This window comes from Hoyosella rhizosphaerae (assembly GCF_014643175.1).
Classification (GTDB): domain Bacteria; phylum Actinomycetota; class Actinomycetes; order Mycobacteriales; family Mycobacteriaceae; genus Lolliginicoccus; species Lolliginicoccus rhizosphaerae.
In genome coordinates this window covers 681,922-699,483 of sequence record NZ_BMJH01000002.1, presented here as the reverse complement: position 1 = coordinate 699,483, position 17,562 = coordinate 681,922, and the positions used below count along the sequence as shown (strand labels likewise).

21 protein-coding genes are annotated in these 17,562 nt (G+C 58.4%); 12 read left to right on the top strand and 9 right to left on the bottom strand.

Annotated elements, in window-relative coordinates; translation table 11 throughout:
- Nucleotide 1: 1 nt before the first annotated feature.
- From IEW73_RS11520 to IEW73_RS11505, 4 genes are all read left to right on the top strand, one after another.
- A complete protein-coding gene (locus IEW73_RS11520) occupies nt 2-1,003 on the top strand; it encodes a branched-chain amino acid ABC transporter permease (RefSeq protein ID WP_188674793.1) in 1,002 nt (333 codons plus the stop codon).
- Complete coding sequence (locus IEW73_RS11515) at nt 996-1,994, top strand: ABC transporter ATP-binding protein (RefSeq protein WP_188674791.1); 999 nt, start codon at nt 996-998, stop codon at nt 1,992-1,994. Before IEW73_RS11520 ends, IEW73_RS11515 begins: the two co-directional genes overlap by 8 nt.
- On the top strand, nt 1,991-2,812 hold the full coding sequence (locus tag IEW73_RS11510) for an ABC transporter ATP-binding protein (RefSeq protein ID WP_188674788.1): 822 nt from the start codon (nt 1,991-1,993) through the stop codon (nt 2,810-2,812). Before IEW73_RS11515 ends, IEW73_RS11510 begins: the two co-directional genes overlap by 4 nt.
- 508 nt (nt 2,813-3,320) lie before the next feature.
- Nucleotides 3,321-3,875, top strand: coding sequence for a hypothetical protein (locus tag IEW73_RS11505; protein ID WP_188674785.1), 555 nt, complete (start codon nt 3,321-3,323; stop codon nt 3,873-3,875).
- Between the two features lie 361 nt (nt 3,876-4,236).
- On the opposite strand, the gene IEW73_RS11500 is transcribed toward IEW73_RS11505, so the two are convergent.
- From IEW73_RS11500 to IEW73_RS11480, 5 genes are all read right to left on the bottom strand, one after another.
- Complete coding sequence (locus tag IEW73_RS11500; protein ID WP_188674783.1) at nt 4,237-4,602, bottom strand: hypothetical protein; 366 nt, start codon at nt 4,600-4,602, stop codon at nt 4,237-4,239.
- 93 nt (nt 4,603-4,695) lie between these two features.
- On the bottom strand, nt 4,696-5,553 hold the full coding sequence (locus IEW73_RS11495) for a DUF8175 domain-containg protein (RefSeq protein ID WP_188674780.1): 858 nt from the start codon (nt 5,551-5,553) through the stop codon (nt 4,696-4,698).
- A gap of 24 nt (nt 5,554-5,577) precedes the next feature.
- Nucleotides 5,578-6,105: an RNA polymerase sigma factor gene (locus IEW73_RS11490; protein WP_229675939.1), complete on the bottom strand. Its 528-nt coding sequence runs from the start codon at nt 6,103-6,105 to the stop codon at nt 5,578-5,580.
- 116 nt (nt 6,106-6,221) lie between these two features.
- Nucleotides 6,222-6,542 (bottom strand): hypothetical protein, encoded by a 321-nt coding sequence (locus IEW73_RS11485; protein ID WP_188674775.1) that lies wholly within the window; start codon nt 6,540-6,542, stop codon nt 6,222-6,224.
- A 92-nt stretch (nt 6,543-6,634) separates the two neighbouring features.
- Complete coding sequence (locus IEW73_RS11480) at nt 6,635-7,264, bottom strand: hypothetical protein (RefSeq protein ID WP_188674773.1); 630 nt, start codon at nt 7,262-7,264, stop codon at nt 6,635-6,637.
- 273 nt (nt 7,265-7,537) lie between these two features.
- Between IEW73_RS11480 and IEW73_RS11475 the strand changes: the two genes are divergently transcribed.
- A complete protein-coding gene (locus IEW73_RS11475) occupies nt 7,538-7,741 on the top strand; it encodes an antitoxin VbhA family protein (RefSeq protein WP_188674770.1) in 204 nt (67 codons plus the stop codon).
- A gap of 180 nt (nt 7,742-7,921) precedes the next feature.
- Here the strand turns inward: IEW73_RS11475 and IEW73_RS11470 are convergent, their stop codons facing one another.
- Both IEW73_RS11470 and IEW73_RS11465 read right to left on the bottom strand, forming a co-directional pair.
- A complete protein-coding gene (locus IEW73_RS11470) occupies nt 7,922-8,716 on the bottom strand; it encodes a DUF8175 domain-containg protein (protein ID WP_188674767.1) in 795 nt (264 codons plus the stop codon).
- 60 nt (nt 8,717-8,776) lie between these two features.
- Entirely contained in the window at nt 8,777-10,717 is a 1,941-nt protein-coding gene (locus IEW73_RS11465) for an Hsp70 family protein (RefSeq protein WP_188674764.1), read from the bottom strand.
- 261 nt (nt 10,718-10,978) lie between these two features.
- On the opposite strand from IEW73_RS11465, the gene IEW73_RS11460 reads away from it, so the two are divergent.
- From IEW73_RS11460 to IEW73_RS11440, 5 genes are all read left to right on the top strand, one after another.
- Complete coding sequence (locus IEW73_RS11460) at nt 10,979-11,119, top strand: hypothetical protein (protein ID WP_188674761.1); 141 nt, start codon at nt 10,979-10,981, stop codon at nt 11,117-11,119.
- A 269-nt stretch (nt 11,120-11,388) separates the two neighbouring features.
- Nucleotides 11,389-11,607, top strand: coding sequence for an antitoxin VbhA family protein (locus tag IEW73_RS11455; RefSeq protein WP_188674758.1), 219 nt, complete (start codon nt 11,389-11,391; stop codon nt 11,605-11,607).
- Nucleotides 11,604-11,750, top strand: a complete 147-nt coding sequence (locus tag IEW73_RS11450) for a hypothetical protein (protein ID WP_188674754.1) — start codon at nt 11,604-11,606, stop codon at nt 11,748-11,750. The genes IEW73_RS11455 and IEW73_RS11450 overlap by 4 nt, the downstream gene beginning before the upstream one ends.
- A 65-nt stretch (nt 11,751-11,815) precedes the next feature.
- Complete coding sequence (locus tag IEW73_RS11445; RefSeq protein ID WP_188674751.1) at nt 11,816-12,034, top strand: antitoxin VbhA family protein; 219 nt, start codon at nt 11,816-11,818, stop codon at nt 12,032-12,034.
- The gene (locus IEW73_RS11440) at nt 12,031-12,168 is read left to right on the top strand and encodes a hypothetical protein (protein ID WP_188674749.1); all 138 of its coding nucleotides are present in this window, start codon (nt 12,031-12,033) and stop codon (nt 12,166-12,168) included. The genes IEW73_RS11445 and IEW73_RS11440 overlap by 4 nt, the downstream gene beginning before the upstream one ends.
- On the opposite strand, the gene IEW73_RS11435 is transcribed toward IEW73_RS11440, so the two are convergent.
- Nucleotides 12,163-13,590 carry a dynamin family protein gene (locus IEW73_RS11435; protein ID WP_188674746.1) on the bottom strand — a complete coding sequence of 476 codons (1,428 nt, stop codon included), beginning with the start codon at nt 13,588-13,590 and terminating at the stop codon, nt 12,163-12,165. The genes IEW73_RS11440 and IEW73_RS11435 overlap by 6 nt on opposite strands.
- A 6-nt stretch (nt 13,591-13,596) precedes the next feature.
- The gene (gene grpE / locus IEW73_RS11430) at nt 13,597-14,025 is read right to left on the bottom strand and encodes a nucleotide exchange factor GrpE (protein ID WP_188674743.1); all 429 of its coding nucleotides are present in this window, start codon (nt 14,023-14,025) and stop codon (nt 13,597-13,599) included.
- Nucleotides 14,026-14,259: 234 nt separating this feature from the next.
- Here grpE and IEW73_RS11425 point away from each other — a divergent pair, with 234 nt between their 5' ends.
- Together IEW73_RS11425 and IEW73_RS11420 are read left to right on the top strand one after the other, a co-directional pair.
- Complete coding sequence (locus IEW73_RS11425; protein ID WP_188674740.1) at nt 14,260-16,101, top strand: dynamin family protein; 1,842 nt, start codon at nt 14,260-14,262, stop codon at nt 16,099-16,101.
- 169 nt (nt 16,102-16,270) lie between these two features.
- Entirely contained in the window at nt 16,271-17,479 is a 1,209-nt protein-coding gene (locus IEW73_RS11420) for a DUF7373 family lipoprotein (RefSeq protein ID WP_188674737.1), read from the top strand.
- The last annotated feature ends 83 nt before the right edge of the window (nt 17,480-17,562 follow it).

Below are 17,562 nucleotides of genomic sequence, written 5' to 3'. Positions count from 1 at the left end.
CATGGACCTTCTAGGAATCGACTTCGGCGTTGTGCTGAGCAACGCCTTCGCCCAGTTCGTAGGGCCCCAAGCGATCTTCTTCGCCCTACTCGCCATTGGTCTGAACATCCACTTTGGCTACACAGGATTGCTCAACTTCGGTCAGATTGGTTTCGCGCTCGTCAGCGCCTACGGAGTTGGTATCACCGTCGTGATCTATAACCAACCTCTGTGGCTTGGCCTCATCGTCGGCATGGCAGCATCTGTAGTTCTTGCCCTATTGCTCGGCATTCCAACGCTTCGTCTGCGAGCCGACTACCTCGCGATTGTGACAATCGCGGCATCGGAAATCTTGCGCCTGGCAACACGGTCAACCGCATCCGATCCCTACACTCGTGGAACCCGCGGAATCCAAGGCCAAAACTTTGCATTCCAGCAGATGAATCCGTATACACCGGGTCGTGAATACACGATCCTTGGCGTCAAATTCCTGGGGTCCACCTTGTGGGCGATGACGGTTGGCTGGGCTCTCATCGCTATCCTTCTCCTGCTTGTGTGGATGCTCGTGCGAAGCCCCTGGGGGCGCACACTGAAGGCAGTGCGTGAAGACGAAGACGCTGCCCGAGCGCTCGGTAAGAACGTCTTCCTCTACCGCATGCAAGCCCTTGTCCTCGGTGGCTTCATCGGTGGACTGGCGGGCATCTTCATCGCGATGACCCAAGCGTTAAATCCTGATTTCTTCTCCACGCAGCAAACATTTTTTGCGTGGACAGCCATGATCCTGGGCGGGGCGGCGACTGTCTTTGGTCCCGTCGTGGGAGCGATGGTGTTCTGGTTCCTGTTCTCGTTCATCGACAACGTGCTTCGGCAACTTTCCACCGGTCCTGATTCGGTCCTGCCCATCTCGGCCCAGCAAGTCGGGGCAGTACAAATCATGCTTGTCGGCATTCTCCTAGCAGTGCTGATCGTGTATCGACCCCAGGGCATCATGGGCCGCAAACGGGAGGTTCAACTCAATGTCTGACCCAAACTCAAGTGCGGCACCACACCATCCGCAACCCTTCGACGACGTTGACAGAAACCCCGGTAGCTCTAAGCCAGACCCGATTTTGATAGCCGATAACGTCACGCGCACCTTCGGCGGAGTGCAGGCCGTCAATGTGGCACACCTCGAAATTCAGCGTGGCTGCATCACTGGTCTCATCGGGCCCAATGGTGCCGGTAAAACAACATTGTTCAATCTGCTCACCGGATTCGACAAAGCTGACACCGGTTCATGGACCGTCAATGGCGCCGCAACATCTCAGTTGCCCGCATACAAAGTGGCACGGCAAGGAATGGTTCGTACCTTCCAACTCACGAAGGCGCTTTCAAAGCTGACGGTCCTCGACAATGTTCGACTCGGCGCCACCGGACAGACCGGCGAACGCATGCTCGGCGCCCTCATGCCGTGGACATGGCGTCGGCAGGAAGCCGAGATCACAGAGCGCGCCTACGCCATGTTGGAACGGTTCAAACTCGACACCAAAGCTGACGACCTCGCGGGCTCATTGTCGGGAGGTCAGCGCAAGCTATTAGAAATGGCCCGAGCGCTCATGACGAACCCCGAAATAGTGATGCTCGACGAACCTATGGCAGGCGTCAATCCAGCACTCACCCAAAGCCTATTGGGCCACATCAAGTCGCTCCGCGACGAAGGCATGACCGTTGTATTCGTTGAGCACGATATGGACGTCATCCGCGATGTGAGCGACTGGGTCGTCGTGATGGCACAAGGGTCCATCATCGCTGAAGGCCCGCCATCAGAACTGTCCAATAATTCCGCAGTCGTCGATGCCTACCTAGGGAGCCATCACGACAAGCCGCTGGAGTTTGACGACGACGGCAACCCGGTAGGAGAAACCGCAGAAATGGTCGCCGAGATGGAGTCCGAACTCGTTGAAACGCTCGAAGCTGGTGGAGATCTCTCCGCTGGGCCCGAATCGACCTCCACGCATAGAAGGGACGACAGGTGACCGGTAACCACGGCGCTGCAGAGCGACTATCCCCTGCTGAATACGCCGCCACTCCTGCCGAACACCGACGGCTAGCAGAAGGTGCACTGATGCGGGCTGATGACCTCACTGCTGGTTACATACCAGGGGTCAACATCCTCGAGGGGTGCAACCTCTACCTGCACGAGAAGGAAATCGTCGGCATCATCGGCCCCAATGGTGCAGGCAAATCAACACTTCTCAAATCACTGTTTGGGTTAATTCCTGTTCGTTCCGGCACAGTAACGCTCCGGTCTGAAAACATCACAGCCGCCCAGGCACACACCTTGGTCACCAAAGGGGTGGGATATGTACCGCAAACGAATAATGTTTTTCCCTCGCTGACAATCGAAGAAAACCTCCAGATGGGGATGTACCTGCGCTCTAAACAGTTTGCTGAGCGCTTCGAGTTTGTCGCTGGCCTGTTCCCCTTGCTCAAGCAGCGTCGTCGGCTCAAAGCTGGCTCGTTGTCCGGTGGCGAACGCCAAATGGTGGCGATGGGCCGGGCACTCATGATGGATCCCAGCGTGCTACTGCTCGACGAACCGTCCGCAGGATTGTCACCGATGTTCCAAGACGAAGTATTCGTGCGGTGCAAGAAAATCAATGCAACGGGCGTTTCCATCATCATGGTTGAGCAAAATGCGCGTCGCTGCCTACAAATTTGCGACCGAGGATACGTGCTTGATCAAGGTAAAAATGCCTACACCGATACCGGTCACAACTTGCTGAATGACCCGAAGGTAATCGAGTTGTACCTTGGGACACTTGCGGGCAAGAACGAGCGCGGCACTCACTAGCTCGAAGGCAAGACTTTAGTGACGCCTTATAAGGCAGCGGTCCCTCGACGGTTGCTGTGTCGATTGCTGACATGAAGATAGCCCCTTTTCTTAGCCCCTGCAGACATGTTGTCCGCTGAGCCGCACGCGTGGCATTGTCAGTTCCTCTCGGGTGGGGAAACACTCACAAACGACCAGTATTCATTTTTCTGCTTCCGGTTGTCTGTTGCTCTGGGTGCGATTCTCCCTTTTTCACAGCTACATATCCGGCGGTTGTCGACCTGTGGTGCATCAGTATCTCCGCCGTCGGATGTTCGGCAAATACGACCTCCCGAATTGTTGTGCTAGATCAGCCCCTTCGGCGGTGTCGCTACTTGTCTTCAGAAAGTAGGCGATAGCCTGTTCGCCCAAGTCTGCTTAAGCTGAAGCTTCCCCAGCTTGAGCCGTATCGCGGAACACAGCACCATCCGACGATCTTGTGAGAAGCTGACGAGCGTCACCTGACACCACGTACCGAAAAGGGAACTTGATGCGACTGATCGCCCGCACTACATTCGTTGCCGCAGTAGCAGTCCCGCTGACCTTGGTAGCACCTGGGTTGGTTTCCGCTGCCGAACCCACCGATGTCAGCTACGCCTTCGAGGTGAGCGGGTCAACCGTCAGTAACACCATCACCAACGACTCAGGTTCAGTTCTGGTGTGCACAACGTCCCTTGCACCTGCTCCCGACGGTGTCCTGCCGCCGGTGGAAGAAGTCATGAGGGGCGGGCAAACGCTCTTCGCTTCCGGTGAAGTTCACCCGGGTGGTGCAACGCAGACAGTAACCGAGGTGCCCGACGGCACGTATGTGGTGTTGGCCTCCTGCGCGACCACCGACGGTGAGCCTGCGATGTGGGTGTCGGACTACCCAGGTGTCGAAGAAGTGTTGCAGGCGTTCCCCGCAACGGCATTCACCGTTCAAGATGCATCACAGATTGTCACGGTTCCTAGTGCTCCGACACCTCCGGCGCCTGCCGTGCCCGACCTACTGTCGCTTTTGGGCAGTGGCAGCGCGGAGCAAGCAGTGCCTTGGTTGCAGCCCTAAACTCCCCCAAACGAGTCATGGCGACGGGCGCAGAAGGACCTGAGATTGTGTTCAGTTGAAGGACAGGTCGGCGTAGCAGCATCTCGATGGCAGCAGCCAAAATCGGGCACAATTCCAGGTCCTTGACGGCAATTCCCTGCACAGGATCGCTGCGGCACTAAATCTGTCGACACCGTGACAGTCGACGTTCGCGCCAACTATCGATGCTTGGTCCGCGATGCGGATGCTGGACCTCGTCTGGGATACGCAACGCTAATCCGCCCAGACGAGACAGTGATGACCATCGGGTTGCAGAGTTTGCGAACGATTGAGCTGAACAGTGAATTGGAACCCTCCACCAATAGACGCAGCCGATTGCTACTCAGATGCGGTCGAGGCAGCTGATATCGACCGCATTACGGGTGCGATAGCGGGTTTCTTTCTCGGCGTCGCGGTGCAGCTCCTGCAGGAACTGCTTTGGTATGCGGTGGCCTAGGCTAGCGTCGCTGTTCGGTATGCCTTGCAGTAGGGAGCGTGCGTGTGTGGTGTCTGAGGCGTACACGGTACCCATGTGGGTATCCCAGTCCGCTACTCGCTGGGGGTCTTGGCCATTGATGTGCGCAAGGATCCAGGCGCGGGCATCAGAGCAGAACACCGACGTCAGCACACCCAGAGGTTGGTGCGCGGCCAGCGAGTTCATGGTTCGGGAAATCGCTTCAGCGGAGGGTGCGGGTGGTGGCAGCTGCATGTCAGACCAGCGCTTTTCCGGCGGTGCTGCTCGCGGTTGACCCTAAAAGCACACCCACAACGAGCACCAACACCACCGCTGCTCGGCGAATCATCATGACCACCAGGCGCCCCACCCGGTTCCCTCGAGCTGGTCGAACCAGCCTGACCCGAACGTGTCAACGCCGCTGATCTTCACGACCCACCCGAGGCCATCGCGCCACACTACTTGCACCCACGCTTTTACCCACCAGGTTTCGCCATTCGGTGCTTCCAGATAATGCGCCCCACGTACCTGGGCCAGGTCACCGTTGTGATAGTCGACTTTGATCAGTTCCGCGGTGCCCTGAGGCCGACTATTGCGGGCGGCTAGTTCACCCCCGGATGCGTTGTGGCGGATGTCTTCTTGCAGCAGTTCGCTCTCTTCGATGACAAGTCCAGCTTCTTGCATCAGAGCGATCCGGTCATTTCCGCCAGCGAGATATCCCATGTAGTGCGCCCCGGCGAGTCCAGCTCCCTGTGCGGTGCGGGCGAAGCCTTTGGCGATGCCGTTGTCTGTGAACCCGGTGGGTCCGTCAGTGGCAGAGAAAGGCATGGCCATGTTGCCGTGGATTTGCTGGAGCACCACTCCACCGGGGGCATCCAATTCGGTGCGGTTGGTCGCGGGTGGGTACTGGTCGAGGATGACACCTCGTTCATCGAGTGGCACATACACCGCGCGGCCGAGCACGTCGACCCATGGGTCAGGTTCGAACTTGCTGGCTGGTCGCTGCTGCTGTGCAGCGCTAGGTGCCAAGTCAGAGGACGCGAGTGGCTGGTCGTCGCCTTTGATGAGAATCCAGATACTCACGGCAGCACCCATCACCACAATCATGGTCACCAAGGCAACAACAGCACCCACCCGGGTGGATGCTAGAGAACTTGTGCCGATATGGTTTTCATCTGGCTGGGTACCTTGCGCCTGCTCGGTCATCACAACACTCCTTTCGTCACCGGTTTATGCAGTGAGCAGCATTGTGGCCAGTTGCGCGCGGGTGCGTTTGAGTCTGGCTTTGACGGTGTCGGTGGTGACGCCGAGGTGGTCGGCGATTTCGGTGTAGCTGAGACCGGAGTATTCGCGCAGTACAAGGATGGTGCGGTTGTCTTCGGTGAGTTGCTGCAGTGCCTGATTGATCAGGTCACGGTCGGCGATCTGGTCGTCGTGGCGTCGGGTGGTGTCAGCAAGGTCGATTTCGGTGTGGTCGAACTCGGTGTCTTTGCGTGACCGGACGATCGTCAGCGCAGCATTGGAGGCGATGCGCTGTAACCATGTGCCAAAACGGGCGTCGCCGCGAAACTTTTCAAGGTTTTGCCACGCTGCGATCAGTGCGTTTTGCATGGCGTCTTCGGCGTCGCATTTGTTTCCTGTGATTCGGAAACATACCGCCCAAATTTGGTTGCGGTGCTGGCTGACAAGTTGGCCGAACGCATGCGAATCCCCGTTTCGGGCGCGCGACAGTAACTCTGAATTTTCTGTATTGCTCACGAATTCCCCCCGGAATCTTGTCTCCCCTGACAAATAACTATCGTTTTGTGACGTGCATTTGTCACATTGAAACTCAGTGGAATTTCTCACACTAGGTTTACGCACACGATCATTGGCTACAGCTGAGAATCGCCCGTTGACCAGCCTGTTCCCTCATCGCTGAGGGTGTCGAAAAAGTCGCGTTCGTGTGATGCATCCCACTGCTCCCCTATGTCGCTTGTGGCGGAAAAGGAGATTTCGTCACTGTTATCGATCAGGTCAGCACCACTGCTGAAGTCCCCATCATCGTCCATTTCTGGGACGAGGTGATCCCCCAGCGCAGGTGTGTTCGGGTCAGTGGCAACGCGTAGTGCGTTGTCCCACACCGCGTCAGTCAGGGCGGGAAGTTCGGCTTCGATGCCGAGGAGATCAGCGAGAGGGTCTTCTCGTACGTCCATCTGTTCATCCTCCTGGTGTGGCGTGCCGCGGGCTACTTGTGGCAGCCCGCGGCGCAAAAACATGGTTGTTCAGTTGTGGCATCTTACGTCTGTCAGATCAAGGCGGAAGGGTCCGGCAGTTCAACCCACTCGTTGTTGATCTGGGCGTACTGCGCATCGACGGCACCATCGTGGGTGCTGTCGATAGCGACATAGTCGAAGGAACCGTCATGGTTGATGTCGACCACTACTTCGTCAATCCGGCCGTTGTAGTTTGTGTCGTTGCGGAGCATGTCGACTGAACCATTGTGGTTGGTGTCGAGTTCTGCGAGGTCGGAGTGTCCGTCACCGTTGGTGTCGTATTCGGTGACATCCACATTGCCGTCGTGGTTGGTGTCGCGGCCGATAGTGTCAAACCGGCCATCCCGGGTGGTGTCTTGAGCGAACACATCGCTGACACCATTGCCGTTGGTGTCCCGCTCGGCCATATTGAAAATGCCGTTGGAGTCGGTATCGCGGTGGATTGTGTCGAACCGGCCGTCGCCAGTGGAGTCAGTTTCGATGTAGTCGACAAGTCCGTTATGAGTGGTGTCGCGCTGAATCTCGTCCACCCGTCCGTCACCGGTGAGGTCGATGTGGGTGGTGTCTTTCCAGCCGTCACCGTTGGTGTCGCGCTCCGAGAGGACGATCGGTGCTTGTCCGTTGAAGGTGGTTTGGTCGCCGTTGTTGGTCAGCTTGTCCATTCCGCTCATGGTCGTTAAGTCCTATCCGTGTCTGGGGGCCTCCCTTCTGTTGGCCCCTCGTTTCGGTTCTGAAAGTTAGATGCAGTAACCGGCCCGAAAGTGTCACCTGCCGACAAAAAACTTTTGAAGCGCTTTTGCCGTGAAGCGGCGATCTTCCCCTCGCGTTCTCCGAACAGCCCACGCTGTGCCCACAACTGGACAGCTAAGGCAATGCCTGCACCAGCTCGAACACGTAAAATAAACGGCACACCACCGAAAACGGGGAAAGGTGCTATGACTCGCGCCAAGAAGCTGACCGAAGATCAGATCGACCGCATGATCGCCGGAGCGACGGTTGGTCACCGTATGGCGGGGATGGAACCCAGCGACTACGGCATCGAGATCGGCCGCCGCCAGTTACGCGGTGAACTTACCGTCGAGGAAGCTGTTGAACTCGCCATCGCCGAAGCGCAGCGCGAACACCGAGAATTCCGTTAGCAATCAAACCTCGGTGACGGCCGTCCCGAAAGGTATCGACTGTCTCATGACCCACGCGCTTACGCGGGCATTTTGGTGATCAAGGTCCGTGTTCTAATCTGCTAACGACAACCGCGTGTGCACTTCAGTGCGCCCGCACGGTTGAATCACGTTCACGGGGTCATAGACCGTCGGGATTGATCATTGCAGGCGCACCCATCCCGAGATGTCGCTGATGTGATCCTGGGTGGTAGCCCGTGAAGGCAGATATTTCCAGCCGCCGTCTTTCCAGACCACCGTCACTCTGGCCACGCCCCAAAGTGACGACGGGCCAGGGATGGCAGCTTCGAAGGTTACGAAGTCCGGCCGGAATGAGATAACGCGGACCGCTTCCGGTGCTGACCCCTCAATAACCCTCGCCAAGTATTGTTCGAGCTGGTCACGTGGTACAGCTAGCCTCTCGTCAAGTTCAGATTCCGAAGCGATAATCTGTGTTTCAGCTAGTTCCCGGTGGGCGGTCTCGCTGCGGCACCCACTCCATCTGAAATCGAGGTGCAGGGCCGCGATGACCGCGCCCATTGGGGTGCGGCTGTAGCCCTCGGCGCGGCATTCACTGATCTCCCACGGCCCATGTTTGGCCGAGAACGGCAGTACTCCGTACTTCGTTTCTTGGAGCATCACATCGTCAAAAACAACCGGATCACCTGGCGACCAGTCCGATCGTTGCTGCTGCAGCGGTTCCCCTTCGGCGTTGGCTGGTCGCTCGACAATCCGGTTGAGGCGATCTACGTAGGGAATCCCGAACGCAACCGTGTGGCGGGTTTCTGCGGTTTCGGTGTTTGGCGCGGAGGTATCGCCGGTGGTGGGCGCAGCCGTTGGTGTGTTGGTGTCCCCTAGACCCACAGCGCAACTGACACCGACGATGAGTCCTGCAACGACAATCATCGCTGTGACTAGCCACAGCGGCCAAGCCTTCCTAATTGACCGTCTTTCCATAAAGGTTCCCCCATCAGGCAGGCAGTTTTCGGGGCCAGTGTCAGCCACGTTTGCGGTCGGTTAGAGCAGTCCGGCGTTGCGCACAAACTGTTCAACGTCAACTAAATCCATGTTGAAGATTCTTAGGATGAGCCCGGAATCACGATTCGCGTAGTCAGACATGCTCGTTGAGGGCTCATCTTTGAGTAAGACACCGACCGTGTAGTCGCTGTTTTCAACGAGGAACTCGTCATCGTATTCTTGCCATCGCCGAATGAGGGTGTCAGCCTCGTCACGGTCGATATAGGCGTGCAACGCGAGAAACTGGTCACGGTTGATGCCGTGTAGTAACTCCGAACCTTCATTGATCGTGCACCGCACCGTCAGTTTGTTGTTGGTTCCGGAGAAGCTGGAACGCTCACACGTCAGGTCCTGGGCCAAGGATGCGGGCATCACCGACATGATTCCGTCGACAGTGTCGGTGTCGATGTCTGCGCCGGTTGCCGCATCGTCGTTGCTTGCCATGGTGTTTTCCGCTGCAGCCTGCGCCGTGGTCGTGTCACCAGTGTTCATACGGTCAGGGTCATCGGTGCTGGGAAACAGTCCAGGCACAATCAGCGCTGCACCGACAAGCACAGCAAGCACCCCACCCGCGATGGCAGTGACACGTCCTGTGCGGTGGGTAGTGGTTTCTCCTGCGGTTTGGTTCGGCGCATCAGGTTCAGTGTTGCCGGTTGTGTACCGACCTGTTCCGGCTGCAACGCCGGTAGGTGTCGTCGCTGTGACCGGGTAGGTCTCGGTCCAGTTCACACCAGGTGCCGTTGGGATCGGGGGTCCAGTGAACACGGTGTCCGCGCCGGAATGTGGTCGTGACAAGTCAGTTGCCGCAGAGGCGAAGGAAGCCGGTGTTGTTGTCAACACTTCTGGGGGTGCGGTTGTGGTGTTCCCACTCTCGAAGGCGATGATTGCGCCCTGCGCCACCACAGTTTTCGGGTCATCAAGTGTCGCGATGGGACCGATCTGCCCAAGTTGGTGATGGACCAACGGAGTGCGCGATGATCCGCCTGTCAGGTATAGGGCGGACAGTCGGTTTGCGTCGACACCGGCGGACCTCAGGGTCGCCCGCGTAAGGTCGACGGCGCGTTCGACGTTGGTACCGATAAGTTCTTCGAACTCGTCACGGGTAATCAGCAAGTTTTCTTGTTTGCCGGCAGCGCTGACAGTGATCCGGGCGGACGGTGTTTCCGACAATAGTTCTTTCGCCCGGCGAATAGAATCGTCGACCGTGCGCAGCACACCCAAGGGAGCAGTCTCGCGCAGGTGACGGAACAGTTCAGGGTTGCGTTCGTTGAGTTGTTCATCAACCCAGCGGCGTACTAGCGCATCGAAGGTTTTCCCACCTAGGGCGTTGTCGCCGCGAGCGGCGACAACATCAAACCCACCGTCTGCGCAGGCCGACAGGACCGCCACGTCGAGGGTGCCCCCACCAAAGTCGAACACCGCGATGCTTTCACCCTCGCGGAGGGTATTGGTGCGGGTGTAATAGTGCACCGCGGCACGAGGTTCAGAGATAGTTCTGATGGCCTGAGCAGGCACACCAGCGCGCATCGCCGCGGTGGTCAGGGCTTGAATCTCGGCGACAGACCACGCTTCAGGGTGCGTCAGCACCACAGTGCTCGGTGGTGCGCCACCGTGTACTGTGGTGGCCTTTGCTACCACTTTCGCGATCACCGCTGCCACCACATCCGAGGGTGGTAGGTCATAACCGTCTAGGGAAATCGTGCGCTGACCCAGTACACGTTTCGGTGCAGCCAAGAACGCTGCCGGGTTCAGTTCAGCCTGGTTGATCGCGACTTCACCTACTTCAATCTGGGTAGGTGACTTCATAAAAACAGCCGACGGCAGCAGGTTTCCGTGATGGCTCAACGGTAGGGCTTCGACACCGCCGCCCGTCACTCTGTTGTGCGCGGCCGCGGTGTTTGATGTGCCGAAGTCGATACCCAAAACCCATGGTGCGGCCATCACGACTACTCCCCCTTACCCAGACGAAAGACTCACAGAGTTAGATGCAGCCCCGCACCCTGAAAGTGTCACAGTGTTACCCAAGTCATATTTGATGTGGGTGATCCATCCCCGACTTCTCAGTGACGTATGACCTAGGTGTGAAGGTGGTCGCGACTTGATCCGGATCGCTGGAAGCCGTGGTGCTCGGACCCGAGCGACGCCGATCTGGGCGAGATTTATCGGTGGTGGCCGGACAAGAGCGAGGAGTTCCGGTTCACAATGGGCGAGCTGTGGATGGCCCGGAGGGAAGACAGTCTTCCGATTCCGGTGAGCGTGGACGAGCCGCTAGCTCAGCAGATGCGCCTCGACGTCGACGCGCACCTCGCCGCAAAGGACGCAGAGACCAGCACACCCGGCTAGCGCCACGACCTGAGCTTTGAAACTGGAAAGCCCGCTGCCCGCCGCGAGGGCAGCGGGCTTGTCCAGCTTTTTAGTGATGTTCGGCCCGACCACAACAAGCAGCTGCCGGCATAACCGCCACCTATCACGCACTCTTCCAAGAATTTGACGATATTTACCCTTGAAGGGAACCGGTGGCTGCACCAGCTCGACCCCGTAAAATGAACGGCACACCAACACAGCGGCGTCGCCGTACAATGAAGGCCACAACACGGAGGAAGGGGATCATCGTGGCGGACCGTATTTCGCCCGCAGAGAAGGCGCGCCGTGCCCGCAGCGTTGATGATGCGATCCACTCAGCCCGCCTCGAGGGTGCCGACGTTTCCCCTGAAACCCAGAAAGACATGCAGGAGTACGCCGAAGGGCGCATCACTTCCGGCGACATCCTTGACAGGATTCGACGCCGAACCGCTGAGAGGGTGCAGGAACGTCGCGGCACGGTAGCATGACCGCCCCTGATGTCGACCCCTATCTTGATCCTGGGACAGGCATCCTTCGAAACAAGGTTCACGCTGTTACGTGGGACGAGCTCAAAGCTGAGGAAGCCGACGAAGGGAACCGGTGGCTGCACCAGCTCGACCCCGTAAAATGAACGGCACACCAACACAGCGGCGTCGCCGTACAAAGAAGGCCACAACACGGAGGAAGGGGATCATCGTGGCGGACCGTATTTCGCCCGCAGAGAAGGCGCGCCGTGCCCGCAGCGTTGATGATGCGATCCACTCAGCCCGCCTCGAGGGCGGCGAGATTCCGACTGAGGCGCAGAAAGACATGCAGGAATACGTCGAAGGTCGCATCACTGTGGAAGAAGGACTCGAGCGAGTTCGGCAGCGCACGAAGCTTCGTATTCAGAAACGACGCAGCACGGTCGCATGATCTCAGCTGATCATGACCCCTATTTTGATCCTGGGACAGGCATCCTTCGAAACAAGGTTCACGCTGTTACGTGGGACGAGCTCAAAGCTGAGGAAGCCGACTACCCGCATGGCACAACTACCCGCTTCTCATGATCGACTAATCGCGGTGTACACCTGATTCAGGACCGCCAGTGCGGTGTCTTCGGCTGCCGATCCGCCCTGGATGGCGTGATGTTGAACGCGGGCGAGACGCTGCTGGGCGATGGCACGAACCTGCTGGTGCGGTGCCTCAGCAGGCAACCCGAGTTGCTGCGCAACCGTGGGCTGTTTCAGCAGTGCCGTCAGTTCCGCAACGAGGGCGGAATTCGGGTCTTCTTTGAGGAGTCCTTTAAGCGCACGAAACACCCACACGTGCAGCAGCGCAGAATCCGAACGAGCCTGGTGCACCACCGTGCGAATATGGTCACGCGCCGGGTGGGTATAGGCCAGAGTGTCAAACTCAGCAAGGAGTCGATCGGCACGCCCAAGGGTCGCGTAGAACCTGAATGCTTCGTGCAGCACGCGGCTAAGTTGGGGCACACCGGAGCGGTGCATCATCCACGACGCGAGCGTGTCCGCACCGCCTGCAGCGTGATCGCGGCCGTAGACAATGCCGTATTCGGCGTAGTTTCCCAGCAATCGGTTCCTGTCGCCTTCGGACAACGGCTCTGGTGCATCACTGTCGAGCAGATCTGCGAGCGGGAAGCCGTTGATGTGCGCTAGTTGCTGCAGTGTGCGGGCATCATGTTCGGTGACTTGGCCGCAGTGCGCGGTTTGCCCCAGCAGGCCTGACACTGGGACCACAGTCATCACCGTCGACGACAGTTGCTGGGCGAGTACCTGCGCGTGCCGGGCAGCTTCGTCGAGGGGGTCGGTGTCTCCGAATGCGCCTTCACCAAAGGTGTCCGCGCGGCTTAACACCCCAAGTGTGTTCAACGGGGTGAAGCCAAGCTCGCGGAGAAATGCTATTTCGTCGGCGCGGGGGGTCGAGTCGAAACAAAATATTGCAGCGTCTGCTTCCACGCTCGCAGTGCGTGTCTGGTCCATCCCCTCGATGAAAGCTGCGCGGGTCGTTTCGCCATGTCCGGAGATGGCAGACAGACCGGGGGTGTCAATCAGGGTCAGTGCTCGTAGCGCAGCGGACGGCAGAATACGGTGAACATACCGGATGTCCTCAGGGGGGCAACCAAAACTGTCGGGCCGGGTTTCATCGGGCCGGACCTGACGTTCGTCCCACGAACCATCACGTTTTGCGACAATAGTGCGGGCGGGCGCCCCATCTTGATACACCGAGACAACGCGGGTGGTTTCCAAAGCACCGGTCTGGGCGACTGGGGCGCCCACCAACGCGTTCACCAGTGTCGATTTACCTGCTTTGACGCGTCCTGTGATCACCACCCTCGGCGGTGACCATAGGATTTGCCCGATGCGGTTTGCATGCTGGGGAAGGTCACCCCCACCGGATGCGAGGGCGTGCAAACACCGGTCGAGACCATTCAGGACAGGGTCACTCGTGTGCTGTGGTGTGTGCGTCACTCCGCGTCACTCTCCGATGTAGCGGTACACCGACACTTCGGTGTACCGGATGATTCCTGCCTGATCTTTCCAGCCCGGTCGGTGCAGCAGTGCAACCTCCCCATCCTCAAAGGCATCGGTAGTGGGCATGGTCGCAACAGCGCGCTGGGTGGAAGGATCAAAAGCTTCCCCCTCGATCGCGGTGAGCGAGACAACTCCGGCGGCCGCGAGGTCTGCGGTGATCTGGGTGCGGTCGGCTTCGTCGATGGCGACGTCGTACGCTGCGATCAAGTCCTGAACTGATGACCGCGCGGCACCTGCACCCGGTAGCGAAAGTGTAGGACTCACAGCAGTACCTGCAAGAGTGCGGGTGTACACCAGCAGTGCTGCTGCAAGAGCAAACACCGTGATCGCGATGACACTGACAACCAGCACACCGATAATCAGCGGCGTCATGGCGGATCCCCTTCTTTCGAACTGGCACTAGCTCATAGTTAGACGCACACAAAGACCAAAAAGTGTCACGAACAAACGAGATCATGGTCGAGGGTTCGACCACCTCGGGTGATTACAGGTGGTCAAGGTCCGCCAATGACCAGCGCACAGGTGGGTGTCGGAAAGACAGCACTCGCATGGGATGTTCGGCTATCGTCAGGAAACTATCTGCCCAACAGGAAGGTGTGAGCGACGATGGTTCGGATACCGGGCCGCGGTTCGGCACCAGCGACCACTGCTGACACCCCCGCGTCAACCTCAAGCGGGTCAACCCCCGAGACGACACCAGCCCAATCATTGGAACACGCATGCACCACACTGCGACGTTATGGCTACAGCTCGATCGCCGACTTCGCAGAGCAGAAAGCAAGCGACCAACACCAAACCCGCGCCGTTGTGGTGGTCGGTGAAGTCGGACGCGGTAAAAGTCTGCTAGTTAATGCGCTCACCCGCCAACCGGGCTTGTCACCTGTGGGCCCTGAACTCACCACCACCGCGGCGATCCATCTCATTCCCGAATCACGCAAACATGCTGGCGCAAAGGTCAACCTTATTGCTGGGGATCAATCGTGGCAGGTGCCGCGCAGCGAACTGCGTGATTGGGTCAGCGTCCACGGATCTAAGGTAGCTGACCCGAAGACGGAGATTCTGCCAACTCGTGTCCTCGTGCCGGTGGCAGATAATCCGCTCGGCGATGTGACGGTCATTGACACACCAGGCACCGGCGGCTTGGACCCCGCACACGCCTCGTTGGCATCAGCGTCGGCGCAACTGGCGTGCGTTCTTGTCATCACCGCCGACGCCAGCGCCCCTCTCACACAACCGGAAATGGCGTTCATTCGGGACGCCACCATGACTGTCGAGAACGTCATTGTGGCGCTAACGAAGACCGACAAAAACCTTCGCCGCTGGCAGCTCATTGCCGACGAGAATCGCACGTTGTTGCGCACCCACTTAAAACGCGACATTCCAGTCATCGGAGTATCAAGCCTACGGGCGAGCACAGCAGCGTCGTATAATCCTGCTCAACGCAACGCTGAAGAGGCAGCGTCAGGTGTTACAGAACTGCGCGCCGCGATCATCGACCGGCTCACGTCGGGCACACATGCATCAATGATCGATGCTTTGCGGACAGCGCGGGAAGGGCTACGACTTGTCGACACCCTTATCCGCCAAGACGCACAGGCGCTGAAGAACACCACGACAGCCTTACCTGGTCTTCACAAAGATCGGGAAGAACTCGAACTCCTGAAAAAGCAATCCCAACAGTGGGAAGCGTTCCTCGGCAGAGATCTCAATCTTGCCCGCACCGTCGCATCGACACACCTCGATCAACAACTCGATCAGGTGCGCACAGCATGGACCGCCCGAATCCAGAAGCGCAGCCTTGAGGTGCTGCGGAGAAACCCTCAAAAGTTCGCCACCGAAATTGAACGCGACCTGCACACAGCTGTGGGGAGCACACTCACTGTGTTCTCCCAGGAACTGCGGCGAATTTTGCTGCCCCTGTTCGGCAACGCAGTACTGTGCGAACACATCGAAGCATCGATCTCTCAGACACTGTCAACACAGTCCACCAGTGGGCACACAGTCGGGAAGAAAACCCAAGATCTGCTCGACCCAAGCCTGCTCACCATCGGTGTAATCGGGACCACCATGCTCGGTGCCATCACCGGGTTCGGGCTTGTCGCCGGGGCAGCTTGGATCAGCGTCAACCTCGGCTACAAGGCCATGCGCACCGGTAAACAAAATCTGCTGACCTGGCTCCGGGAAACCATCATGACCACTCGCACGCACGCCACCCGAACCCTCGACTCGGCGCTATCAGTGGCCCGTCCCGAAATTGTGTTGCGCTACCGCGACTACCTCAAAGACCGCAGCGACGCAGTCCAGCGCCAGATCCGGGAAGTCGAAGCTGCTGCCAAGCAAGACCAGCAAAAACGGGAAGAGTCCCTCACTAGACTCGCCCGCAACCACCGCATCGTCACCAGCCAAGCTGACGCACTTGAGCAGCACATCACCACCCTGTCGTCGTAGCAGTTGCCGCTGATCACGGCAGCGCTCACAACCCCGATACTCGTGACGTGCATCACTTTCACGAATGCGGTGACACTTCCACCTCCCCCGCTGCATCCAACTTGTTAACGCCTCACAGCGCACCGCTGACGAGGACATACGTATAGCTCACTTGGGAGGGCAGGAGTACATGCGAGCACAGAAGCTAGCACCAGCGGTGATGCTGACAATCGCGGCGGTCCTTGCAGGGTGTGGACAGAACACAATCACCGGTGACGAAGCTAAGGCTGAGTCCACCGCTGTGTCCCCCGCCTCGGTCGATGAATCGCTGCTCGACGCCGGTGACTACGTCACATCGGCACGGGGCACATTCGGCACGGTCGGCGACGAGTTCCTCGGTCGCTCCGTTGAAGGGCAGCGACTAGCCGAATACGTCGTTCTCCCAACCGAAATTGATGATGAACTCACAGTTGGTGCGGCCATGTCGACGTACGTCATCAAAGACGGAAACTCATTGGGAACCCTGCTGACCGGTAGCGTCCCCGAAATCGCTCAGCAGCACAACATGCTGACCGGGTTCTCCACCTCCCGCAGCACTGAAGATGACAGCAAGTCGACGGTTCACGCGGTACTTCGCTTCCCTGACGCCACTGTGGCGCAGTCGGCAGCACAACAGATGAACCACAACTTGCTCACCGAGGATCCCTTCGGACTTGGGCTACCCAAATCTAACTCGATTTCCGGCCTCCCAGGCACCCTCATTAGCAGTACGGAAGATGATGTGGCGTTCTCCGCAAACGCTTTCACTGCCTTCCAGGACTACGTGCTCTACACCTGGATCAAAGTAAACCCGGTCCACAAACAGTGGGCGGCGGATTTTCTTCTTGACCTGACAGAGGCGCAGAAAACCCTTGTTGCTCAGTTCCCTGCTACACCAGCAGGAGAATTCGCCAATATTCAGATGGACGTTGACGAGGTCCTGCGGTACGCCGTCCCCAGAACTGAGGGATTGCAGACAAGTGAGCAAGCAATCTATGGGCCGCGAGGGTGGTCACACTTCGCCGCGAACCCGGATGGGTCACTGCAGCGGTACCAAGAAACCGGCACCACACGTATCGCCGTTGACGCGACAACGGTGTATTTGTCGGACACCCCGGAAGGTTCGAAAAAGCTCTTCCAGCGTTTTTCCGCCACCTTCGCTGATCATGGCCTCGAGCCAGCTTCAGCGCCTCCAGGTCTCGACGGCGAGGTCATGTGTTGGTGGAAGCCACGAGGCTTCGCGCTGACCTACTGTTTGATCCAAGACGGACAGTTCCTTGCTGCAGCGCAAGATGCAGATGAGACCACAGCGCATCAACTTGCCACCGCGCAGTACCTCATCTTCACCAACGCGAAGTAGCCTGATAAGACCAGCGTGTAGCACAATCTCCCCCGATGGCTGCACGCTCTGGGGAAACCGGCGTACGACGGTTTCCCCATCCC